Source organism: Pseudomonas sp. GZD-209 (assembly GCF_049310485.1).
In the GTDB taxonomy this organism is placed as follows: domain Bacteria; phylum Pseudomonadota; class Gammaproteobacteria; order Pseudomonadales; family Pseudomonadaceae; genus Aquipseudomonas; species Aquipseudomonas sichuanensis.
The window spans coordinates 18,987-42,326 of the sequence record NZ_JBMOWQ010000011.1; the positions used below are offsets into that span (position 1 = coordinate 18,987).

At 65.1% G+C, this 23,340-nt stretch carries 22 protein-coding genes; 5 read left to right on the forward strand and 17 right to left on the reverse strand.

The genetic code is table 11. The features are described from left to right. Positions 1–159: 159 nt before the first annotated feature. From ACO6VM_RS01800 to ACO6VM_RS01815, 4 genes are all read left to right on the forward strand, one after another. Positions 160–2,487, forward strand: a complete 2,328-nt coding sequence (locus tag ACO6VM_RS01800) for a Tex family protein (RefSeq protein ID WP_422402675.1) — start codon at positions 160–162, stop codon at positions 2,485–2,487. Then, complete coding sequence (locus tag ACO6VM_RS01805; protein WP_125857104.1) at positions 2,487–2,870, forward strand: PaaI family thioesterase; 384 nt, start codon at positions 2,487–2,489, stop codon at positions 2,868–2,870. The genes ACO6VM_RS01800 and ACO6VM_RS01805 overlap by 1 nt, the downstream gene beginning before the upstream one ends. Before the next feature lie 324 nt (positions 2,871–3,194). After that, positions 3,195–4,772 (forward strand): glutamate--cysteine ligase, encoded by a 1,578-nt coding sequence (gene gshA, locus ACO6VM_RS01810; RefSeq protein ID WP_401057509.1) that lies wholly within the window; start codon positions 3,195–3,197, stop codon positions 4,770–4,772. Continuing rightward, positions 4,772–5,404, forward strand: a complete 633-nt coding sequence (locus tag ACO6VM_RS01815; protein WP_401057508.1) for a TetR/AcrR family transcriptional regulator — start codon at positions 4,772–4,774, stop codon at positions 5,402–5,404. Before gshA ends, ACO6VM_RS01815 begins: the two co-directional genes overlap by 1 nt. Positions 5,405–5,523: 119 nt before the next feature. Here ACO6VM_RS01815 and ACO6VM_RS01820 read toward each other — a convergent pair whose 3' ends face one another. The 17 genes from ACO6VM_RS01820 to ACO6VM_RS01900 all read right to left on the reverse strand — a co-directional run bounded on the left by ACO6VM_RS01820 (position 5,524) and on the right by ACO6VM_RS01900 (position 22,457). Then, positions 5,524–5,739 (reverse strand): TOBE domain-containing protein, encoded by a 216-nt coding sequence (locus ACO6VM_RS01820; RefSeq protein WP_101322556.1) that lies wholly within the window; start codon positions 5,737–5,739, stop codon positions 5,524–5,526. Between the two features lie 29 nt (positions 5,740–5,768). Then, the gene (gene ssuB, locus ACO6VM_RS01825) at positions 5,769–6,581 is read right to left on the reverse strand and encodes an aliphatic sulfonates ABC transporter ATP-binding protein (RefSeq protein WP_125857101.1); all 813 of its coding nucleotides are present in this window, start codon (positions 6,579–6,581) and stop codon (positions 5,769–5,771) included. After that, the gene (gene ssuC, locus ACO6VM_RS01830; protein ID WP_401057507.1) at positions 6,581–7,378 is read right to left on the reverse strand and encodes an aliphatic sulfonate ABC transporter permease SsuC; all 798 of its coding nucleotides are present in this window, start codon (positions 7,376–7,378) and stop codon (positions 6,581–6,583) included. Before ssuC ends, ssuB begins: the two co-directional genes overlap by 1 nt. 10 nt (positions 7,379–7,388) lie before the next feature. Next, complete coding sequence (gene ssuD, locus ACO6VM_RS01835; RefSeq protein WP_401057506.1) at positions 7,389–8,537, reverse strand: FMNH2-dependent alkanesulfonate monooxygenase; 1,149 nt, start codon at positions 8,535–8,537, stop codon at positions 7,389–7,391. A 60-nt stretch (positions 8,538–8,597) separates the two neighbouring features. Beyond that, entirely contained in the window at positions 8,598–9,563 is a 966-nt protein-coding gene (locus ACO6VM_RS01840) for a sulfonate ABC transporter substrate-binding protein (protein WP_422402676.1), read from the reverse strand. 95 nt (positions 9,564–9,658) lie between these two features. Then, positions 9,659–10,252, reverse strand: coding sequence for an NADPH-dependent FMN reductase (gene ssuE / locus ACO6VM_RS01845; protein ID WP_125462205.1), 594 nt, complete (start codon positions 10,250–10,252; stop codon positions 9,659–9,661). Between the two features lie 293 nt (positions 10,253–10,545). Further along, positions 10,546–10,947, reverse strand: coding sequence for an ExbD/TolR family protein (locus ACO6VM_RS01850; protein WP_110992180.1), 402 nt, complete (start codon positions 10,945–10,947; stop codon positions 10,546–10,548). 1 nt (position 10,948) lies between these two features. After that, entirely contained in the window at positions 10,949–11,671 is a 723-nt protein-coding gene (locus ACO6VM_RS01855; RefSeq protein ID WP_110992179.1) for a MotA/TolQ/ExbB proton channel family protein, read from the reverse strand. Positions 11,672–11,701: 30 nt separating this feature from the next. Continuing rightward, positions 11,702–12,499 (reverse strand): energy transducer TonB, encoded by a 798-nt coding sequence (locus ACO6VM_RS01860; protein ID WP_110992178.1) that lies wholly within the window; start codon positions 12,497–12,499, stop codon positions 11,702–11,704. Between the two features lie 369 nt (positions 12,500–12,868). Continuing rightward, positions 12,869–13,858: a sulfate/molybdate ABC transporter ATP-binding protein gene (locus ACO6VM_RS01865; protein WP_110992176.1), complete on the reverse strand. Its 990-nt coding sequence runs from the start codon at positions 13,856–13,858 to the stop codon at positions 12,869–12,871. A 3-nt stretch (positions 13,859–13,861) separates the two neighbouring features. Continuing rightward, positions 13,862–14,734, reverse strand: coding sequence for a sulfate ABC transporter permease subunit CysW (gene cysW / locus ACO6VM_RS01870; RefSeq protein WP_153785618.1), 873 nt, complete (start codon positions 14,732–14,734; stop codon positions 13,862–13,864). Between the two features lie 13 nt (positions 14,735–14,747). Next, positions 14,748–15,566 carry a sulfate ABC transporter permease subunit CysT gene (cysT, locus tag ACO6VM_RS01875; RefSeq protein WP_110992174.1) on the reverse strand — a complete coding sequence of 273 codons (819 nt, stop codon included), beginning with the start codon at positions 15,564–15,566 and terminating at the stop codon, positions 14,748–14,750. Between the two features lie 198 nt (positions 15,567–15,764). Next, positions 15,765–16,772, reverse strand: coding sequence for a sulfate ABC transporter substrate-binding protein (locus ACO6VM_RS01880; protein WP_125462203.1), 1,008 nt, complete (start codon positions 16,770–16,772; stop codon positions 15,765–15,767). Positions 16,773–16,820: 48 nt separating this feature from the next. Then, positions 16,821–17,003, reverse strand: a complete 183-nt coding sequence (gene oscA / locus ACO6VM_RS01885) for a sulfur starvation response protein OscA (protein ID WP_016712582.1) — start codon at positions 17,001–17,003, stop codon at positions 16,821–16,823. A 242-nt stretch (positions 17,004–17,245) separates the two neighbouring features. Beyond that, on the reverse strand, positions 17,246–20,308 hold the full coding sequence (locus ACO6VM_RS01890; RefSeq protein WP_422402677.1) for an efflux RND transporter permease subunit: 3,063 nt from the start codon (positions 20,306–20,308) through the stop codon (positions 17,246–17,248). Beyond that, positions 20,305–21,372, reverse strand: a complete 1,068-nt coding sequence (locus ACO6VM_RS01895) for an efflux RND transporter periplasmic adaptor subunit (protein WP_422402678.1) — start codon at positions 21,370–21,372, stop codon at positions 20,305–20,307. Before ACO6VM_RS01895 ends, ACO6VM_RS01890 begins: the two co-directional genes overlap by 4 nt. Next, complete coding sequence (locus ACO6VM_RS01900; protein ID WP_422402679.1) at positions 21,369–22,457, reverse strand: efflux RND transporter periplasmic adaptor subunit; 1,089 nt, start codon at positions 22,455–22,457, stop codon at positions 21,369–21,371. Before ACO6VM_RS01900 ends, ACO6VM_RS01895 begins: the two co-directional genes overlap by 4 nt. A 343-nt stretch (positions 22,458–22,800) precedes the next feature. Here ACO6VM_RS01900 and ACO6VM_RS01905 point away from each other — a divergent pair, with 343 nt between their 5' ends. Next, positions 22,801–23,256 (forward strand): REP-associated tyrosine transposase, encoded by a 456-nt coding sequence (locus tag ACO6VM_RS01905; RefSeq protein WP_390966371.1) that lies wholly within the window; start codon positions 22,801–22,803, stop codon positions 23,254–23,256. Positions 23,257–23,340: the final 84 nt, after the last annotated feature.

Sequence of the window (23,340 nt, forward strand, 5' to 3'; positions counted from 1 at the left end):
AGATTTTTCCCATGGTGCCACTTCCATGCCGCAGCCCCATGGCCCGGCGCCATCACCGCAAGCCCGGCACGATGGGTATAATGCGCGCCTTTCACCCAGCGCCGCCGGGCCTGAACAGCCACCCGCGGCCTTGCATTCACTATTTGTCAGGTGGTTCTCATGGACAGCATCAACAGCCGTATCGCCGAGGAACTGGGCGTGCGCCCACAACAGGTCGAAGCGGCCGTGGGCCTGTTGGACGAAGGCTCGACCGTGCCCTTCATCGCCCGTTACCGCAAGGAAGTGACCGGCAGCCTGGACGACACCCAGCTGCGCCACCTGGAAGAGCGCCTGCGCTACCTGCGCGAACTCGACGACCGGCGCGCCAGCATCCTCGCCAGCATCGAGGAGCAGGGCAAACTGACCCCGGAACTGGCCCGCGAAATCAAGCTCGCCGACACCAAGACCCGCCTCGAAGACCTCTACCTCCCCTACAAGCAGAAGCGTCGCACCAAGGGCCAGATCGCCCTGGAAGCCGGCCTCGGCGAGCTGGCCGACGGCCTGTTCAACGACCCGCAACTGAATCCGGAAAGCGAAGCGGCGCGCTTCGTCGACGCCGAAAAAGGCGTGGCCGACGTCAAGGCAGCGCTCGAAGGCGCCAAGTACATCCTCATGGAGCGCTTCGCCGAAGACGCCGCCCTGCTGGAAAAACTGCGCAACTTCCTCAAGCAGGAAGCCGTGCTCAGCGCCCGCCTGGTGGCCGGCAAGGAAGAGGAAGGCGCCAAGTTCCGCGATTACTTCGCCCATGACGAACTGCTGCGCACCGCCCCGTCGCACCGCGCCCTGGCGATCTTCCGCGGGCGCAACGAGGGCGTGCTGAGCGCCTCGCTGAAAGTCGGCGAAGAGCTGCCCGGCACCCTGCACCCGTGCGAAGTGATGATCAGCAGCCACGTCGGTATCGAAAACCGCAACCGCCCGGCCGACAAGTGGCTGGGCGAAGTGGTGCGCTGGACCTGGAAGGTCAAGCTGTACACCCACCTGGAAACCGACCTGTTCGGCGAGCTGCGCGACAACGCCGAAGGCGAGGCGATCAACGTGTTCGCCCACAACCTGCACGACCTGCTGCTGGCCGCCCCGGCCGGCCCGCGCGCCACCCTGGGCTTCGACCCGGGCCTGCGCACCGGCTGCAAGATTGCCGTGGTCGACGCCACCGGCAAGCTGCTGGACTACACCACGGTGTACCCACACGCGCCGAAGAACGACTGGGACCGCACCATCTCGATCATGGCCGCCCTGTGCGCCAAGCACTCGGTAGAGCTGGTCGCCATCGGCAACGGCACCGCCAGCCGCGAAAGTGACAAGCTGGTAGCCGAGCTGGTCAAAAAATACCCAGCATTGAAGATCACCAAGATCATGGTCTCCGAAGCCGGCGCATCGGTGTATTCGGCTTCGGAGCTGGCCGCCCGCGAGTTCCCGGACCTGGACGTATCGATCCGTGGCGCTGTGTCTATCGCCCGCCGCCTGCAGGACCCACTGGCGGAACTGGTGAAGATCGACCCGAAATCCATCGGTGTCGGCCAGTACCAGCACGACGTATCGCAGCTGAAACTGGCCCGTGGCCTGGACGCCGTGGTCGAGGACTGCGTGAACGCTGTGGGCGTGGACGTCAACACCGCTTCGGTGGCCTTGCTGACGCGCATCTCCGGCCTCAACGCAACGCTTGCGCAGAATATCGTTTCCCACCGCGACGCCAACGGCCCGTTCGCCACCCGCGCCGCGCTGAAAAAGGTCAGCCGCCTCGGTGAAAAGACCTTCGAACAGGCCGCCGGCTTCCTGCGTGTGATGAACGGCGACAACCCGCTGGACGCCTCCGCCGTGCACCCCGAGGCCTACCCGCTGGTGCAGCGCATCGCCGCCGGCACCGAGCGCGACATCCGCTCGCTGATCGGCGACAGCGGCTTCCTCAAGCGCCTGGACCCGAAGAAGTTCACCGACGAAACCTTCGGCCTGCCGACCGTTACCGACATCCTGCAGGAGTTGGACAAGCCCGGCCGCGACCCACGCCCCGAGTTCAAGACCGCCACCTTCCAGGACGGCGTCGAGGACCTCAAGGACCTGGAGCCGGGCATGATCCTCGAAGGCGTGGTGACCAACGTCACCAACTTCGGTGCCTTCGTCGACATCGGCGTGCACCAGGACGGCCTGGTGCACATCTCGGCGCTGTCCGAGAAGTTCATCAAGGACCCGCGTGAAGCAGTCAAGGCCGGCGACGTGGTCAAGGTCAAGGTCATGGAAGTGGACATTCCGCGCAAGCGGGTCGGCCTGTCCATGCGCATGAGCGACACCCCGGGCGAGAAGGTCGAAGGCAACCGTGGCGGTAACCGTGGCGGCAATGGCGGCAACCGCCAGCAGCAGGCACCGCGCCCGCGTGAAACCACTGCCGCCGCACCGGCCAACAACGCCATGGCCTCGCTGTTCGCCAACGCCAAGCAGTTGAAGAAGAAGTGATGGACGTCCCGAAAGAGTACGTCGAAAGCGCCTTCAGCCAGCTGCTGGGCTGCCGCCTGCAACGCCTGGACAGCGGCGTTGCCGAGGTAGCCCTGGCGCTCGAGCCGCAGTTGCGCAACCGTGGCCAGAAGCTGCACGGCGGGGCGATCTTCAGCCTGGTCGATATCGCCATGGGCCTGGCCTGTTCGGCCAGCCATGGTTTCGACCAGCAGAGCGTGACCATCGAGTGCAAGATCAACTACATGCGCGCCGTCAGCGAGGGTGAGGTGCTGTGCACCGCCCGCGTGCTGCATGCCGGGCGACGCACGCTGGTGGTCGACGCCGACGTGCTCCAGGGCGACAAGTTGGTGGCCAAGGCGCAGGGAACCTTCGCGGTTCTCTAGCTGATGTAGCATCATCTGCGGTATTTTCGGCGTAATGCTGTAAGCCATCGCGGGGGGGAGGCAACCCCCCCCCAAAAAGAGAAAAGGAGAGGGGGGGGGTGTAACACTATCATCTGCGGTATTTTCGGCGTAATGCTGTAAGCCATCGCGGGACAAGCCCGCTCCCACGCCAGATATTGAAGGCGTGGGAGCGGGCTTGCCCCGCGATCAGGCTGTGCCGGAACCGCGCAACCAGGCGACAACGCCAGTTCCTTTCCCAACTACCCTTGTAGACCGTCATACCTACCCCCATATTGGGGCGACTGACGCGTGAAGGAATCCATCTTGAGCGACCTCCTCAACCGCCGCCTGAGCCTGCTCGGCGACAACCTCGACCTGCTCAAGCAGTGCCTGCACGGCATTGAGCGCGAATGCCTGCGCGTGACCGAAGACGGTCGCCTGGCCCAGACCCCGCACCCCGAAGCCTTGGGTTCGGCGCTGACCAACGAGCAGATCACCACCGACTATTCCGAGTCGCTGCTGGAGTTCATCACCCCAGCCCTGGCCGACCCGGCCAAGGTGCTCGAAAGCCTCGAACAGACCCACCGCTTCGTCTACAGCAAGCTGGGCCACGAGTTGCTGTGGAGCCCGTCGATGCCCTGCGCGCTGCCGGCCGAGGAGGACATCCCGATCGCCGAGTACGGCACCTCGAACATCGGCAAGCTCAAGCACGTGTACCGCAAGGGCCTGGCCCTGCGTTACGGCCGCACCATGCAGTGCATCGCCGGCATCCACTACAACTTCTCGCTGCCTGAAGCACTGTGGCCATTGCTGCGCGCCGAAGAAGGCAGCGCAGAGGACGACCGCGACTACCAGTCCGCGGCCTACATCGCGCTGATCCGCAATTTCCGCCGCTACAGCTGGCTGCTGATGTACCTGTTCGGCGCCTCGCCGACGCTGGACAAAGGCTTCCTGCGCGGCCGCCCGCACCAGCTCGAAGAGCTCGACGCCAACACCCTCTACCTGCCCTACGCCACCAGCCTGCGCATGAGCGACCTGGGTTACCAGAGCAACGCCCAGGCGGGCCTGACGCCCTGCTACAACAACCTCGACAGCTACACCGACAGCCTGCGCAAGGCGGTCGGCACGCCCTACCCGCCCTACGTCGAGGTCGGCACGCACAAGGATGGCGAGTGGGTGCAGCTCAACACCAACATCCTGCAGATCGAGAACGAGTATTACTCGAACATCCGCCCCAAGCGCGTGACCTACACCGGCGAGCGGCCGATCCAGGCCCTGATCTCCCGTGGCGTGCAGTACGTCGAAGTGCGTTGCCTGGACATCAACCCGTTCCTGCCGGTGGGCATCGACCTCACCGAAGCGCGCTTCCTCGACGCCTTCCTGCTGCTCTGTGCGCTGGACGACAGCCCGCAGCTGGACAACGGCGAATGCGGCCAGTGCACCAGCAACTTCCTGACCGTGGTCAAGGAAGGCCGTCGCCCGGGCCTTGCGCTGCAGCGTAACGGCCAGCCGATCGCGCTCAAGGACTGGGCCAGCGAGCTCATCAGCCGTATCGGCCAGATGGCCGAGCTGCTCGACCGTGCCCAAGGCGGCAACGAGCACGCCAAGGCCCTGCAAGCCCAACAGGCCAAGGTCGATGACCCTGAACTGACCCCGTCGGCCCAGGTACTGGCGCGCATGACCGAACACGATGAAAGCTTCATCGAGTTCTCCCTGCGCCAGAGCCGCGTGCACGCCGAGACGTTCCGCGAGCAGCCACTGACCACCGAACAGCAACAGGCCTTCGAAACCCTCGCCCGCAACTCCCTGGCCGAACAATCGCGCCTGGAGCAGCAGGAAGTCGGCGACTTCGACCTGTTCGTCGGCGCCTACCAGGCCAGCATCCTGGCCATCAGCAACTGATGAACCGCACCGCCACCCCGCGCAAACCGCGCGCCAGCAGCCAGGCCAGGATCGAAGCGATCCTGGCAGCTGCGCGCGAGCTGCTGGCCGGGCAAGGGGTGGCGGGGTTGTCGATCTACAACGTCGCCGAGCGGGCGCAGATCCCGCCGTCGTCGGTGTACCACTTCTTCGCCAGCGTACCGGCCTTGCTCGAAGCGCTGACCGCCGATGTGCACCGGGCCTTTCGCGAAGCCTTGAGCGCACCGATCGACAGCGCGGCGTTCAGCACCTGGCACGGCCTGTCACGGTTGATCGAGCAGCGCATGCTCGACATCTACAACGAGGACGCCGCAGCGCGGCAACTGATCCTGGCCCAGCATGGCCTGAGCGAAGTGGTCCAGGCTGACCGCCAGCACGACCTGGAACTGGGCGAGTTGATGCACCAGCTGTTCGACCGGCATTTCCAGTTGCCGGCGATGCCGCAGGATGTGCATGTGTTCGCCTTGGCGATGGAGCTGAGCGATCGGGTGTATGCCCGCTCAATGCAGCTGCACGAGCAGATCACCCCGCGCATGGCGGAAGAAGGGATGCGGGTGTTCGAGGCGTATCTGGGGCTGTACCTGCCGCCGTTTCTGGCCAAGCGCCCCCTCTGACACAACGCGATCGTGGGAGCGGGCTTGCCCCGCGATGGCGTCAAGTCAGGCCACGTAGATGTGTCGACTGACGCCATCGCGGGGCAAGCCCGCTCCCACGCTTCGCAGGACACCGGAAATCAGAGTTTGGCGATGGACACCTCGGTCGATTTCACAAACGCGATCACTTCACTGCCCACCTGCAGCTCCAGCTCCTTCACGGAACGGGTGGTGATCACCGAAGTCACCACGCCAGAGGCGGTCTGCACGTCGATTTCCGACAGTACCGGGCCTTCGAGGATTTCCTTCACGGTGCCTTTGAACTGGTTGCGAACGTTGATGGCTTTGATGGTCATGGCTGATTTCCTTTGATTGGCTTCGGGGTTCAATGCGCCCAACGCAGTTGCGTGGGCAAAGGGGCTACAGGTTCCGGCTCGGGCGGGGTGCCCGGGGCGGACAGAACACGGTCCAGCACTTCACTTTCCAGGCTTGCCAGGCGGTGCGAACCACGCGCCCGGGGGCGCGGCAGGTCGACCAGCAGGTCGAGGCCGACGGCGCCGTCCTCGATCAGGATCACCCGGTCAGCCACGGCGACGGCTTCGCTGACGTCGTGGGTGACCAGCAGCACGGTGAAACCGTGCTGACGCCACAGGCGTTCGATCAGTTGCTGCATCTCGATACGGGTCAATGCGTCCAGCGCGCCCAGCGGCTCGTCCAGCAGCAGCAGGCGCGGCTGATGGATCAACGCCCGGGCCAGGGCCACCCGTTGCTTCTGGCCGCCGGACAAGGCCGCCGGCCACTCATTGGCGCGGTCAGCCAGGCCGACCGCCTCCAGGGCATCCAGCGCCCGTTGGCGCCAGTCGCCGGACAGGCCCAGGCCGACGTTGTCGATCACCTTCTTCCACGGCAGCAGGCGGGCGTCCTGGAACATCAGCCGGGTGTCCTCCCGGGCCTCGGCCAGCGGCGCGGCACCGGCCAGCAATTCGCCGGCGCTGGGGTTGTCGAGCCCGGCCAGCAGGCGCAGCAAGGTGCTCTTGCCGCAGCCGCTGCGGCCGACGATGGCGACGAACTGGCCGGCCGGAATGTGCAGGTCGATGCCCTTCAACACTTCGCGCTGGCCAAAGGTCTTGCGCAGGCCGTTGGCGGCCAGCGGGATGCCACGCAGCAGGCGTGGCGGCTGCTCTTTGAGCACGGTCATCACGCACCCTCCTTCTTGGCGACCTGATAGGCCGGGTGCCAGCGCAACCACACGCGCTCCAGGCCACGGGCCGCCAGGTCGGCGAGCTTGCCGAGCACGGCGTACAGCACGATCGCCAGCACCACCACGTCGGTCTGCAGGAACTCACGGGCGTTCATCGCCAGGTAACCGATGCCGGCGTTGGCCGAAATGGTCTCGGCGACGATCAGGGTCAGCCACATGAAGCCCAGGGCGAAGCGCACACCGACCAGGATCGACGGCAGCGCCCCCGGCAGGATCACCTGACGGAACAGGCCGAAGCCTGACAGCCCGTAGCTGCGCGCCATTTCCACCAGCGCCGGGTCGACGTTGCGGATGCCGTGGTAGGTGTTCAGGTAGATCGGGAACAAGGTCCCCAGCGCCACCAGGAAAATCTTTGCCGACTCATCGATACCGAACCACAGGATCACCAGCGGGATCAGCGCCAGGTGCGGCACGTTGCGGATCATCTGCACCGAGCTGTCGAGCAGGCGCTCGCCCCACTTCGACAGGCCGGTGATGAAACCCAGTACCAGGCCGATGCTGCCGCCGATGGCGAAGCCCAGCCCGGCACGCCAGCCACTGATGGCCAGGTGGGTCCAGATATCGCCGCTGCGCACCAGCTCGACCCCGGCGCTGACCACTGCGCTGGGTGCCGGCAGGATGCGCGTCGACAGCCAGCCAGCGCTGACCGCCAGTTGCCAGACTGCCAACAGCAGCACCGGCAGCGCCCACGGCGCCAGGCGCTGGGTCAGGTTGGAGGAAGTTGCACGACTCATGGCCCGGCCCTCAGCTCTGCGACACGGCTTTGGGCAGGATGTCGTTGGCGACCATCTCGCCGAACGGGCTCACGTAGCCACCGGTTTTCGGTTGCTCCGGGCGCTGCACATCCAGGTGCGGGAACAGCAGTTCAGCCACACGGTACGACTCTTCCAGGTGTGGATAACCCGAGAAGATGAAGGTATCGATGCCCAGATCCGCGTATTCCTTGACCCGCGCCGCCACGGTCGGGCCATCGCCTACCAGCGCGGTGCCGGCACCGCCGCGCACCAGGCCGACGCCGGCCCACAGGTTGGGGGCGACTTCCAGCTTGTCGCGGTTGCCGTTGTGCAGCGCGGCCATGCGTTGCTGGCCGACCGAGTCGAAGCGTGCCAGCGAAGCCTGGGCGCGGGCGATGGTGTCGTCGTCCAGGTGCGAGATCAGCTTGTCGGCGGCAGCCCAGGCTTCTTCGTTGGTTTCCCGCACGATCACATGCAGGCGAATACCGAAGCGCACTTCACGGCCCTGGGCGGCGGCTTTTTCGCGCACCTGGGCGATCTTCTCGGCGACGGCGGCCGGTGGCTCGCCCCAGGTCAGGTACAGCTCGACCTGTTCGGCAGCCAGGTCCTGGGCTGCCTCGGACGAGCCGCCGAAATACAGCGGCGGACGTGGTTGCTGAATCGGCGGGTAGAGCAGCTTGGCGCCCTTTACCTGGATGTGTTTACCGTCGTAATCGACGTTTTCACCTTCCAGCACCTTGCGCCAGATGCGGGTGAACTCCACCGAGGCCTCGTAGCGCTCCTGATGGTTCAGGTGCAGGCCGTCACCGGCCAGTTCGTCGGGGTCGCCGCCGGTCACCAGGTTGAACAGCGCACGGCCGTTGGACAGGCGATCGAGGGTAGCGGCCTGGCGCGCGGCCACGGTCGGCGAAATGATCCCCGGGCGCAGCGCGACCAGGAACTTCAGGCGCTCGGTCACCGGGATCAGCGACGCGGCGACCAGCCAGGAATCCTCGCAGGACCGCCCGGTGGGGATCAGCACGCCGCCGAAGCCGAGGCGGTCGGCGGCCTGGGCGATCTGCGCCAGGTAGCCATGGTCGACGGCGCGGGCGCCTTCGCTGGTGCCCAGGTACTTGCCGTCACCGTGGGTAGGCAGGAACCAGAAGATGTTCAGGCTCATTGGAGTTGTCTCCTCAAGGGTGGCTCGAGCCGGGGCCTGGCCCCGGCGCTGGCGAATCGGTCAAGGCGCGCTGGCGACCTTGGCGGGGGGTGTCCAGATCACGTCCTTGATGCTCAAGGGCTTGGGGATCAACTTCAGGGCCTGGAAGGTGTCGGCGATCTTCTGCTGCGCGCCGATCACTTCCGGGGTCAGCGGCGCGGCACCGTAGCCCTGGCGTTTCACCGAGGTCAGGGTGATGTCGGCGGGCAGGCCGAGCAGCGGCGCGACCTGGTCGGTCACCTCCTGGGGGTTGGCCTGGGACCACTGGCCCACGGTGCGCACTTCCTCGACCAGGGTGTTGATCACCGCCGGGTGTTGCGTGGCGTAGTTGCGGGTGGCCAGGTAGAACTGGTGGTTGTCGACCAGGCCCTTGCCGTCACGCAGGGTACGGGCCTGCAGCTGTTGCTCGGCGGCGGCCTGGTACGGGTCCCAGATCACCCAGGCATCGACGCTGCCACGCTCAAAGGCGGCGCGGGCGTCGGCCGGCGGCAGGTAGACCGGCTGGATGTCGGTGTATTTGAGGCCGGCGTCTTCGAGGGCACGCACCAGCAGGTAATGAACGTTCGAGCCTTTGTTCAGCGCGACTTTCTTGCCCTTGAGCTCTTTCACCGACTGGATCGACGAGCCCTTGGGCACGAGGATCGCCTCGCTGTGCGGGGCTGGCGGCTCGTAGGCGACGTAGAGCAGGTCGGCGCCGGCGGCCTGGGCGAACACGGGCGGGGTTTCGCCGGTGACACCGAAGTCGATCGAGCCGACGTTGAGCCCTTCAAGCAGCTGCGGGCCGCCGGGGAACTCGGTCCATTGCACGTCGATGCCCTGTTCCTTCAGGCGCTTCTCCAGCGAGCCCTTGGCCTTGAGCAGCACCAGGGTGCCGTATTTCTGGTAACCGATACGCAGGCTCTCGGCCTGGGCTTGGGTAATGGCGCCGAAGGACACAGCCGCCGCAAACAGGGCGACCAGACCACGACGCAAGAAGACTGTGCGCATGGCGCTCTCCTGTGCGAGTTGGGTTCGGGTTGCACCTGCTTGCCTCGTTGACGGGCGAGTAAGGTGGGACAGCAGTGAAGCGGTGTATCAGTGGCTCAGATGCTCCAGCGGGCACTGAGCAGGCGTTCGTTGAGCACACCCGGTGCGACCGGCCGAGGCCGCCGCGCCAGGGCGCCATGGAAGGTTTCCAGCGAATCCTGCAGGCGCTGCTCCAGGGCCGGGGCCAGCTGTGCAGGGCGGTTGCCTTCGCCGTAGGCGATCTGGCTGTCGTCGGCGAAGATCCCTTGCAGGGTCTCCTGCGCCTTCAAGGCAGACAGCACCGGCTTGAGCGCGTAGTCCACGGCAAGCATGTGGGCGATGCTGCCGCCGGTTGCCACCGGCAATACCACCTTGTGTTCCAGGGCACGCTCGGGCAGCAGGTCGAGCAGGGTCTTCAGCGCGCCGGCAAACGAGGCTTTGTACACCGGGGTGGCCACCACCAGGCCGTCGGCCTGGGCCACCAGCTCGATGAAGTGGCGCACCTGCGGGCTGTCGAAGCGCGCGTGCAGCAGGTCTTCGGCGTTGAACTCACGCACCTGGAAGGTCACCACTTCGACTCCGCGCTCCTGCAGCCAGTCGCGGGTGCGTTCTAGCAGCACGCCGGAGCGTGAACGAAGACTGGGGCTACCACCGACAGAAACAACCAGCATTGAAAGCGCTTCCTTCGATTCGATTGCAGGGCCGCGAGGGGTTGGCCCCGCTGGATGGAAGTGACCTTAACAGCTGGTCACATATATCCATAAATCATATTTTTTCATTTGTTTATTCGTTATTTGACTATGCGGTGTGGGAGCGGGCTTGCCCCGCGAACACCGGCACAGCCGGTGCCATCCACCGCGGTGCCCGCAATCGCGGGGCAAGCCCGCTCCCACGAATAAAAAAAGGGCCATCCCCTGCCAAGGAAAATGGCCCATAAGCACTTGCCTGAAGGGGGTATGGCCGGTCAGCGCGCGGTGATCACCGCCAGCTTGGTGATGCCGGCGCGTTCGATGGCCGCCATGGCCCGGGCGACTTCGCCGTAGTTCACGCCATCGTCGGCCTGCAGCTGCACGCGCAGCTCGGCGTCCTTGCCTTTGGCGGCCTTGAGGTTGGTTTCCAGCAGGTCGGGCTGGATCTCGTCCTTGTTGATGAACAGCTTGCCGCTGCCATCGATGCTCACCACCAGCGGGTCCTTCTGCTCCACCGGGGCCACGGCCTCGGTCTTGGGCAGGTTGATGGGGATGGCGTTGGTCAGCAGCGGCGCGGTGACGATGAACACCACCAGCAGCACCAGCATGACGTCCACCAGTGGCGTGACGTTGATTTCACTCAATACTTCATCGCTGTCCTGGGTCGAGAAGGCCATGTCAGGAGGCCTCCTTCACAGGTTGGTTGAAGCCGGCCTGCTGGCGCTGCACCGCCGGGTGCAGCAGCACGCGGAAGGCACTCTTCTGCGCCAGGCTGTAGAAGTCGTGGGCGAAGTCGTCGAGGTCGGCAGCGGTCAGCTTGAGGCGGCGCAGGAAGTAGTTGTAGACCAGCACTGCCGGCACCGCGACGGCGATACCCACGCCGGTGGCGACCAGCGCCGCGCCGATCGGGCCGGCCACGGTTTCCAGGCTGGCGGAACCGGCCGCGCTGATGCCCTTGAGCGCTTCCATGATGCCCCACACGGTGCCGAACAGGCCGATGAAGGGCGAGGTGCTGCCGATACTGGCGACCACCGCCAGGCCGGTTTCCAGCGAGCGGCGCTCGCGCACGATCTGCTGGCGCAGGGCGCGCTCCAGGCGGTCCTGATGGTTGATGGCCTGGCTCAGGTCATTAGCCTGGCCGGGTTCACCGACGGCGATGGCGGCGTAACCGGCCTGGGCGACACGGGCGGCGGGGCCGGGTTGCTGGTGGCTGATTTCGGCGGCGGAATCGAGGCTGGATGCGGCCCAGAACTGCTGGTGGAAGCGCTTGTCCTGGCGCTTGAGGCGCACGAACTGCACGACCTTGACCAGGGCCAGCGCCCAAGTGGCCACGGAGAAACCGACCAACAGCCAGATGACGGCGCTTTCAACGGATTCGAGGGGGGATGCCAACAGGCTCATGGTGATGTCCTTCCTTTGTGCGGTGGCGAATTAACGAAGCTTGAAATCGATGGGTACGCTGACCCAGCCGGCCAGGGCCACGTCGCCCTGCTTGGCGGGGACGAAACTCCAGCGCTTGACTGCGGCCAGCGCGGCAGCATCCAGGGCGTCACGGCCACTGCTTTTCTGCAGCTGGATCTGCCCGGGCTTGCCGCTGGGCAGCACCTCGACGCGCAGCAGCACGGTGCCTTCCCAGCCACGGCGCAGGGCCATCTGCGGGTACTCGGGAGCCGGGTTCTTCAGGTATGCGGCGTTGGCCGATGCCGGGGTCACCGGGGCCGGCGCGGGTGGTGCGGCTGGCGCGGGCGGTGCCGGGGCAGCCACCGGCGTTGGCGGCGGTGCTTCGACCGGTTTCGGCTGCGGCTTGGGTTGCGGCTTGGCCACCGGCTTGGGCACCGGTTTCGGCTTGGGCTTTGGCTTGGCGGCCAGCTCGTCGACCACCGGCGGTGGCGGCTCGACCACAGGCGGTGCCGGAGCAGGTGGCGGCGGCTCGACGACTGGCGGTGCGGGCGCGGCGAACTCGATGGTCATGGGCGGGATCTGCGGCGGCACGACCGGCAGCGCCGGGGTCGGCGCCTGGCTGATCCAGTAGGCGGCGGCGCCATGCAGGGCCAGCACCAGCAGGCCCAGCGCCAGCTTGTCGCGGCGCTTGAGGCCGCTCACCGGCGTGCGCTGCAGGCGCAACTGGCCAAGCGGCAGGCGCAGCGTGCGTCCGAGCTCGACCAGGTCGCCCGATGCCGGGTGCCATGGCTGCTCAAAGGCCCTGACGGCCGACTGGACATTACCCATTGATCAAACTCCTGGGGTCTCGATTCAGGTGTGTGGCTGAATCATCGACGGCAGGGGCTTAGGCCATAAAGTAATGTTTTAAGTTGAAGTTATAGCTTTTTTATCTATTGATTTTGTCAGGTTCGCCGCAAGCCACAGCACCAGCGGCCTCTAGCCAGATCGGGTGTTTGCGATGCCTGAAAGGCATGCAAAAAATGCCCGAATGGCATGTGGGCACCTATCGCAATCGCGGGGCAAGCCCGCTCCCACGCCATGTCGCCTGACAATGTTTCTGCACACGCGTGGGAGCGGGCTTGCCCAGCGATTACGTCCGTCCAGGCAATAAAAAACCCGGGACCAGGCCCGGGTTCTTCGTTCAGCAAAGGCGAATCAGATATCCGCCACCTTCTGCCACACCTTCGGCCGGAAGAACAGCGTCTCCCCGCGCGCCAGCCCGGTCAGGCTGTCGTGGTCCTTGACCACCTCGGCCTCGATCAGCTCGCTCTGCCCTTCCACCTTCAAGGTCACCCGGGTCGTCGCGCCCAGCGGGCGAATGTCACGCACCTCGGCGGCATGGTGGCCTTCGGTTTCATGGCGCGACAGCGACACTTCGTGCGGGCGGAACAGCACATGGTGCCCTTCGCTGAGCGCCAGGCGGTTGGAATCGCCGAGGAAGTGGTAGACGAAATCGTTGGCCGGCTTCTCGTACACCTCGCCCGGCGAGCCGATCTGCTCGATCACGCCCTTGTTCATCACCACGATGCGGTCGGCCACTTCCATGGCCTCTTCCTGGTCGTGGGTGACGAACACCGAGGTCAGGTTGATGTCCTCGTGCAGGCGCGCCAGCCAGCGGCGCAGCTCCTTGCGCACCTTGGCGTCGAGGGCGCCGAACGGCTCGTCGAGCAGCAGCACCTTGGGCTCCACCGCCAGGGCGCGGGCCAGGGCGATACGCTGGCGCTGGCCACCGGACAGTTGCTCGGGGTAACGGTCGGACAGCCAGTCGAGCTGGACCATGTTCAGCAACTCATGGACCTTCTCGGCGATCTTGCTCTCGCTCGGGCGCTCGCCCTTGGGCTTCATGCGCAGGCCAAACGCGACGTTGTCGAACACACTCATGTGGCGGAACAGCGCGTAGTGCTGGAACACGAAGCCGACGTTACGGTCACGCACGTCGTGGCCCGAAACATCCTCGCCGTGGAACACGATGCTGCCGTCGTCTGGCGTTTCCAGGCCGGCGATGATGCGCAGCAGGGTGGTCTTGCCGCAGCCGGACGGGCCGAGCAGGGCCACCAGCTCGCCGCTGTGGATATCCAGGTTGATGGCGTTCAGGGCCTGGAAGCTGTTGAAGCGCTTGCTGACATTACGAACTTCGATCGACATGAATCATTCCTCCGCGGCGCTGTGGCGCAGGCGGTTAATACGGTTCTCGCTCCACTGCTTGAGCAGCAGGATGAAGAGCGCCAGGATCAGCAACAGGCTGGCCACGCTGAAGGCCGCGACATGGTTGTACTCGTTGTAGAGGATCTCCACGTGCAGCGGCAAGGTGTTGGTGACGCCACGGATATGCCCGGACACCACCGACACCGCGCCGAACTCGCCCATCGCCCGCGCGGTGCACAGCACCACGCCGTAGATCAGGCCCCATTTGATGTTCGGCAGAGTGACGTGCCAGAACATCTGCCAGCCGTTGGCGCCGAGCAGGCGCGCGGCCTCCTCTTCCTGGGTGCCCTGCTCCTGCATCAGCGGGATCAGTTCACGGGCCACGAACGGCACGGTGACGAAGATGGTCGCCAGGACAATGCCCGGCAGGGCGAACACGATCTGGATATCGTGGTCCTGCAGCCACGGGCCGAACAGGCCCTGGGCGCCGAACATCAGCACGTAGACCAGGCCGGCGATCACCGGCGACACCGAGAACGGCAGGTCGATCAGGGTCACCAGGATACTTTTGCCACGGAAGCTGTACTTGCTCACGCACCAGGCGGCACTGACCCCGAACAGCAGGTTCAGCGGCACCGAGATGGCCACCGCCAGCAGGGTGAGCTTGAGCGCCGACAGCGCATCGGCCTCGAAGATTGCCTCGAAGAACGTGCCGAAGCCGTTCTTGAGCGCCTGGGACACCACGATCACCAGCGGCAGGGCCAGGAACAGGGCGAAGACGATCCAGGCCAGGGTGATCAGCACGCGGCGCGAAGTGGCGCTGCCACGCCGGGCGGCGTTGGCGGCGGCGCTCGCGCCAAGGGTCGATGAAGACATTAGCGGGCCTCCTTCAAGGGGTTTCGATGCGCCGCTGCAGCAAGTTGATCAGCAGCAGCAGGATGAAGGAAACCACCAGCATCAGCACGCCGATGGCGGTGGCGCCGGTGTAGTCGTACTGGTCGAGCTTGACCATGATCAGCAGCGGCAGGATCTCGGTCTTCATCGGCATGTTGCCGGCGATGAAGATCACCGAACCGTACTCGCCCACGCCGCGGGCGAAGGCCAGGGCGAAGCCGGTCAGCCAGGCCGGCAGCAGCGCCGGCGCCAGGATGTGGCGGAACACCTGCAAGGGTTTCGCGCCCAGGCAGGCGGCGGCCTCTTCCACTTCACGCGGGATGTCGGCCAGCACCGGCTGCACCGTGCGCACCACGAACGGCAGGGTGACGAAGGTCAGTGCCAGGGTGATGCCCAGTGGGGTGTAGGCGATCTTGAAGCCCAGGTCGGTGGCGAACTGGCCGACCCAGCCTGCCGGCGCGTACAGCGCAGTCAAGGCGATACCGGCCACGGCCGTGGGCAGGGCGAACGGCAGGTCGATCATCGCGTCGATGATCTTGCGCCCGGGGAAGGTGTAGCGCACCAGCACCCAGGCCAGCAGGGTGCCGATCACGCCGTTGATGATGGCGGCGAACAGGGCGGTGCCGAAACTCAGCTTCAGCGCGGCGATGACCCGCGGCGCGCTGACGATGTTCCAGAACTGCTCCCAGGTCAGCTGCGAGGCATGGATGAACATGGCCGCCAGCGGTATCAGCACGATCAGGCTGAGGTACACCAAGGTGTAGCCCAGCGTCAGCCCGAAGCCGGGTATGACGGGGGATATACGACGTGACATAAAGGTCCCTGGTTGAACGCACGAAGCCCGGGAGGGATCCCGGGCCCATGCAGGCTACTGAAGCGTGAAGCGGTGGTAAGCGTGGGAGCGGCGGTGCGCCGGTGCGACTTGCCCCGCGATTACGATGGTGGACTTACCGCCGCCATCGCGGGGCAAGCCCGCTCCCACGCCAAATCCAGACACTGCCGGAACTACCGATCACTGTGCCTGATAGATCTGGTCGAACACACCGCCGTCATTGAAGAACTTCGGCTGCGCAGTCTTCCAGCCACCGAAGTCCTTGTCGATGGTCACCAGGTCCAGTTTCGGGAACTGCTTGGCAAACTCGGCGGCGACTTTCGCATCACGCGGGCGGTAGAAGTTCTCGGCGGCGATCTTCTGGCCAGCCGGGCTGTACAGGTGCTTGAGGTATTCCTCGGCGATCTGTTCGTTGCCCTTCTTCTCGGCGTTCTTGTCGACCACGGCCACCGGCGGCTCGGCGAGGATCGACAGCGACGGCACGACGATCTCGAACTTGTCGGCGCCACCGTCTTCTTTCAGCGCCAGGAAGGCCTCGTTCTCCCAGGCCAGCAGCACGTCGCCCTGGCCGTTGTTGACGAAGGTGATGGTCGAACCACGGGCGCCGGTATCCAGCACCGGTACGTGCTTGAACAGCTCCTGCACGTAGGCCTTGGCCTTGTCTTCGCTACCGCCGGATTTCAGGCCGTAGGCCCAGGCGGCGAGGAAGTTCCAGCGGGCGCCGCCGGAGGTTTTCGGGTTGGGGGTGATCACCGAGACGTCCTTCTTGATCAGGTCGCCCCAGTCCTTGATGCCTTTCGGGTTGCCCTTGCGCACCAGGAACACGATGGTCGAAGTGTACGGGGTGCTGGCGTCCGGCAGGCGCTTCTGCCAGTCCTCCGGCAGGGTCTTGCCGAGCTTGGCGACTTCATCGATGTCGCCGGCCAGGGCCAGGGTGACCACGTCGGCACGCAGGCCATCGATCACCGCGCGGGCCTGCTTGCCCGAACCGCCGTGGGATTGCTGGATCTTCACCTTGTCGCCCGGGTGAGCGGCTTGCCAGTGCTTGATGAACTCGGCGTTGTACTGCTGGTACAGCTCGCGAGTCGGGTCATAGGACACGTTCAACAGTTCGAAGTCCTTGGCGATCGCGGAACCGGCAAAAACGGCGCTGGCCAGGGCGGCAAGCGCATAACGGCGGATGGACATGGTGAAGCTCCCGATTGGCATTTTTTCTAATTAGGGGTTGTTGCGTGATCAGCCGGCCTTGTTGCCGGGCTGTTGCAGGCGGAACTTCTCCTTGCGTTCGATCTGCACCACCTGGGCGTTGTGCACGGTGATCTCCACGGCGCCGAAGCGCAGGTCGCGCAGGGCACTCTGGATTTCACGCAAGATGGTGGCTTCGTCCTGACCGTCGATGCTGCGCAGTGATGCACTCATGCTCGTTCTCCTTGGAGTAAGGGTGCCGGGCAGAGGTTTGAAGGGGATATGCGCCTGGCGTGAGAGCCATAGTAGTGAGGCGGGGTTATTCTTAAAAATACTGTTTAAGAATGTTTATATAACTGAAATTCAAGTCACTGACGCGGCACCTGTGGGAGCGGGCTTGCCCCGCGATGAGGCCGGTGAATCTACCATCGCCCTCGCGGGGCAAGTCGCATCGGCGCACCGCCGCTCCCACGCAATCAATGACTGTCGGAATGCTTGTTCTCCGGCTCGCGGATCTTGTACCAGGCCACGTACAGCGCCGGCAGGAACAGCAGCGTCAGCAGCGTTGCACTGATGATGCCGCCGATCATGGCGTAGGCCATCGGCCCCCAGAACACTTCGCGGGCAATCGGGATCATGCCCAGGCTGGCGGCCGCCGCCGTCAGCAGGATCGGCCGCCGGCGATGGTTGGTGGCCTCAAGCACCGCCTCCCAGGGCGACAGGCCCTGTTCCTCGAACTCGTCGATCTGGGTCACCAGGATCACCGAGTTGCGGATGATGATGCCGGCCAGGGCAAGGATCCCGAGGATCGCCACGAAGCCCATGGGCGTGCCCGTGGGCACCAACGCCACGACCACGCCGATCAGCCCCAGGGGCGCCACGCTGACCACCAGGAACAGCTTCTGCACGCTGTGCAACTGGATCATCAGGAAGGTCGCCATGAGGAACAGCATCAGCGGCACAACCTTGCGGATCGGCCCCTGGGCCTTGGCGCTCTCCTCCACCGTGCCCCCGGTGGCCACCTCGTAGCCGACCGGCAGCTTGCTGGCGAACTCGTCGATGCCCGGCTTGAGCTGGGCCACCAGGTCGGTGGGCTGGATGTCGCCGACCACCGAGGCCTTGATGGTGATGGTCGGCTTGCGGTCGCGCCGCCACACCAGCGGCTGCTCCAGCTCATAGCGCACGGTGGCGAATGCCAGCAGCGGGATCGACGCGCCGCTGGGCGTGACGATCTGCAGGTTCTGCAAGGTATCGGGCGAACCACGCTCGCTGTCTTCGGCGCGCGCGACCACGTTGACCAGGTAGATGTTGTCGTTGACCTGGGTGACCTGCACACCGCTGACGATGCTGTTCATCACGTTGGCCACGTCCTCGGACGACAGCCCCAGCTGACGGGCCTTGTCCTGGGCGATCTCGATGCGCAGCACTTTCCCGGGCTCGTTCCAGTCGTAGATCATCTCGCCGATGTGCTCGTTGCTGTCGAGGAAGGTTGCCAGCTCGATGGCATGCCGGCGCACCTGGTCGATGTCCTTGCCGCTGACCCGGTACTGGATCGGCCGCCCCACCGGCGGGCCCATCTCCAGCGACTGCACGTTGGTGCCCACGCCGACGAACTCCTCATGCAGCAGCTTCTGCAGGCGATCCATCATGCCCTGGCGCTCTTCGAAGCCCTTGCTGACGATCACCAACTGGGCGTAGTAGGGGTTCTGCAACTGCTGGTCGAGGGGCAGGTAGAAACGAATCGCGCCCTGGCCGATGTAGGTGCTCCAGCGCACCAGGTCCGGGTCGTCCTTGATCCTGGCCTCCAGGCGGTCGACCACCTTGCGCGTTTCCTCGATCGAGGCATTCTGCGGCAGGTTGAGGTCGACGAGGATTTCCGGGCGGTCCGAGGACGGGAAGAACTGGTTCTGCACGAAGCGCATGCAGAAAATCGACAAGGCGAACAGGACGATGGTGCCGATGATGGTCAGCCAGCGATTGCGCATGCACCACAGCAGCCCGCCCTCGAACGCCCGGTCGAGACGCCCGGGCTTGGCCTCGTGGGCCTTTACCTTGCTATTGAGGATGTGCACGCCGAGCACCGGGGCGAAGAATACCGCCACCACCCAGGACACGATCAGGGCCACGGCGATCACCGCGAACAGGGTATAGGTGTATTCGCCCGCAGAGCTGGCGTTGAGGCCGATCGGCACGAAGCCGGCCACCGTCACCAAGGTGCCGGTAAGCATCGGGAAGGCCGTCGAGGTGTAGGCGAACGTGGCCGCCTGCTCCTTGGTATCGCCCATCTCCAGCCGCGTGACCATCACCTCGACGGTGATCATCGCATCGTCCACCAGCAGGCCCAGGGCGATGATCAGCGCGCCGAGCGAGATCCGCTGCATGGTGATGTCGCTGTACTCCATGAACACGAAGACCATGGCCAGCACCAGCGGAATCGAGCAGGCCACCACCAGCCCCGCGCGTATGCCGAGGCTGACGAAGCTCACCGCGAGCACAATCACCACGGCCTCGAACAGCGCGCTGGTGAAGCCGCCGACTGCCTGCTTGACCACCACGGCCTGGTCGGACACGTTGTGCACGCCCACGCCGACCGGCAGGTCGCGCACCACCTTGTCCATCTTCTCCTTCAGCGCCGCGCCGAACACCTCGATGTTGCTGCCGGCCTTCATGCCGATCGCCAGGCCAATGGCGGTCTGGCCGTTGTAGCGGAACATCGGCGAAGGCGGGTCGACGTAGCCGCGCTCGATGTCGGCGATGTCGGCCAGACGGAAGAACCGGTCGTTGATGCGCAGGTTCACCGTTTCCAGGTCTTTCTCCGAGGCGAACTGCCCGGTGGTGCGCACCGAGATACGCTCCGGCCCCGCCTCGATCACCCCGGCCGGGGTCACCGCGTTCTGTTGTTGCAGTGCCTGCATGGCCTGGCGCTGGTCGATGCCCAGGGCCGCCAGCTTGCGGGTCGAGAAGTTCAGGTAGAGCACCTCGTCCTGGGTGCCGACCAGCTCGATCTTGCCGATGTTGGGCACCTCGCGGACTTCGGCGCGGGCCACCTCCACATAGTCGCGCAACTGGCGCAGGGTCAGGCCGTCGGCGGTGAAGGCGTAGATCGAGCCGAACACGTCGCCGAACTCGTCGTTGAAGGCCGGGCCCTGGATGCCCTGGGGGAACTGCCCGCGAATATCCTGGATCTTCTTGCGCACCTGGTACCAGATCTCGGGAATGTCCTTGGCCTTGGTGGTGTCGCGCAGGTAGACATAGACCGTGGACTCGCCAGGGCGGGTGTAGCTCTTCACGTAGTCGAGCGAATCGAGTTCTTCGAGCTTCTTCTCGATGCGGTCGGTGATCTGGTAGAGCGTTTCGTCCTGGGTCGCACCCGGCCAACGGCTCTGGATCACCATGGTCTTGATGGTGAAGGACGGGTCTTCCTCACGGCCTAGGTTGAAATACGAAAAAATGCCCATCAGCACGCCGACGAACATCAGGTACCAGACGAAGGACTGGTGCTTGAGGGCCCACTCCGAGAGGTTGAAGCTTCCTTTCATTGCGGGTCCTCGTCGAAGGTCACTTTCTGGCCAGGCTTGAGGCTGTTCACACCGGCAGTCACCACCCGCTCCCCAGGCTGCACGCCGGACGCCAGGACGATGCGGTCGGCAGTGCGTTCGAGCAGCGCGACGTCACGGGTGGTCACGGTTTTCTGTTGCGGGTCGACGACCCACACCTGGGTCTTGCCATCGCGTTCGAGCAGCGCGGTCAGTGGCAGCTCGCTGCGCGGGCTCACCGCCGAACTCAGGGTGACGCTGATCGCGGTGCCCAGGTGGAACGCATCCGGGGTGCTGGCCAGGGTCAGCCGGGCACGCCGGGTGCGGGTGGTGGCGTCGGCCTGGGGCTCGAGCTCGCGCAAGGTGGCGGTGGTGTTGATGCTCGGGTCGAGCTGCGAGGCCACGGTGAAGGTCAGGCTCTTGGTCAACTGCTCGGCCAGGGGGATCGGCAGGTCGATCACCGCTTCCTTGACGTCCGGGCGTGCCAGGGTGACCACGGCCTGGCCCGCGCTGACGGTCTGCCCGGCTTCGGCCTGCCAGGCGGTGACCACGGCGGCATGGTCGGTGCGCAGGGTGCTGTAGTCCAACTGGTCGCGGGCCTGGCTGACCGCCGAGCGGGCCTGCTCCAGCGCCGCGCTGGTGGTCTTCAGGTCGGTCTGGGCGATGTCCAGCTGGGCCTGGGCGCCCACGCCACGGTCGTACAGCTGCTGCTGGCGGCGCGCGTTGGCCTGGGCGTTGATCCACTGCGCCTGGACCTTGGCCAGGTCACCTTCGGCGGCGCGCAGCTGGTTCTGTTGATCGGTAGGGTCGAGGGTGGCCAGGGTATCGCCGGGCTGCACCCGGGCACCGACATCCAGCCAGCGCCGGGCGATACGGCCAGACACGCGAAAACCGAGGGTGCTTTCGAAGCGCGCCTGGATGGTGCCGGCGAAACGCCCCAGTTGCGATTGCACTTGCGGCTCGACCAGCGTCGACAGCACGGGGCGGATCATCTCCGGCGCCATCTCTTCGCCGCCGCAGGCACCGAGCATCAGGCTGGCGCAGAGGATCGACAACTGGCGTTTCATGGTGCGGCCCCTCCGTCCTTGGCGGTGACTTTCACCACCTGCATGCCGGGGTGCAGCAACTGCCCGCCGCCCACCACGACGGTCTCGCCGCCCTTGATACCGTCGGCGATCACCACCTTGCCGGTGAGGTAGCGCGACACCTGAACCTTGCGCAGCTCGACCTTGTCGCCCTCGCCCACCACCCACACTGCGGGCTCATGCAGCGCCTTGGTCAGCGCGGCCCAGGGCAACTCGATGCTTGGTCGGCCCTGGGCGTTGCCGGTGGCGGTCACCGGCGAACCGAGTTGCATGCCGGCCGGCACGTTGCGCAGGGCCACCTTGACCTGCACCGTGCCGCTTTCGGCGGACACTGTCGGGGTGATCTCGCGAACCCGGCCTTCGGCCTTCACCGCCGGGTTGTCCAGCAGGCTGACCACCACGCCTTCGTCACTGGGCGGCTTGACCAGCAGGGATTCGTACACGTTGAACACCGCGTCGCGGTCGCCGTCCACCGCCAGGCTGAAGATCGGCATGGTCGCCTGCACCACCTGCCCCACTTCGGCCTGGCGCGCGGTGATCACGCCATCGGCCTCGGACACCAGGGCGGTATAGCCCAGCTGCTCGTTGGCATTGGCCAACTGCGCCTGGGCCGCCTTGAGCGCGCTCTGGCTGCTGCGCAGGGCGGCTTCGGCGGAATCGTATTCGCTCTGGCTGGTGTAGCCCTTGGGCAGCAGCTTCTGCTGGCGGATGAACGCGGCGCTGCTCTGGGTCACCCGCGCCTGTTCGGCGAACACCTCGGCCTTGGCCGAATCGACGGTGTTCTGCAGGTCTTTCGGGTCCAGGCGCGCGAGCACCTGGTTGGCCTTGACGTGGTCGCCCACATCGACGCTGCGGGAAATGATCTTGCCGCCCACGCGAAACGACAGGTCGGTCTGCACCCGCGCCTGTACGTCGCCGGTGAGGGTGACCCGGGCGGCGAAATCGGTAGATTGGACTTGTTGCACCGCAACCCTGGGCAATACCGGGGCGGCTTCTTCCTTGTCACAGCCCGAAAGCATCAACAACAGCCCCAGGCCACCGACCATGATCGGATGCGATACCGTCATGCAGGCTCCTCGCTTGTACGAATGGTTTGTACGACGCGTGGGAGAAGCGTAGATCAGGGATCGACAAACGGCATGGGACGGTGGGCAATTCCCCTGTGCTAGCAACTGTCTTGTATCAAATCTGTAATCTGGCGCGGTAACTGTGGGAGCGGGTTTACCCGCGAACACCGGCTTAGCCGGTGCCAAGCACCGCGTTGCCCGCTTCGCGGCTAAAGCCGCTCCCACAGGGCCGAGCTGGATCAATGGTCTGCGACCGCTGCCACATTCTGAAAACATCAGCCACGCGTGGATTCAAGACACGCCACTAGTGTTCATGGCGAGCCCATATTCAAGGACGACGTGCATGACCCTGGCCCAGTCGTATCTGCTTCGCCGAGGACGGTTCTCTGAACCGGGCAGGATCTATCTACTGACCACCATCACCCACCAACGAAAACCATTGTTCATGGATTTCCACAATGCCCGGCTCGTGATCAACGAACTGCGCAAGTCCGACCAGGAACAATCTTGCCAATCGCTGGCGTGGGTCGTCATGCCAGACCATCTGCATTGGCTTATCGAACTGCATTCGGTGACGCTTGCCACACTGATGCGCAGATTCAAATCGCGATCGAGCCTGGCCTTGCACAAGTCGGGAGTTGAGCAGGACCCGGTATGGCAGCCCGGCTATCAGGACAGAGCACTACGTCGAGACCAGGATGTGAAATGGGTTGCCAGGTATATCGTTGCCAATCCATTGCGGGCTGGGCTGGTGGGGAGTGTCAGGGAGTATCCGCATTGGGATGCCATCTGGCTTTGAAACCGGGGTGAAGCATTCGCGGGTAAACCCGCTCCCACAGGGATAGCGCCATGTCCGAGGACACCGCTGTTCCTGTGGGAGCGA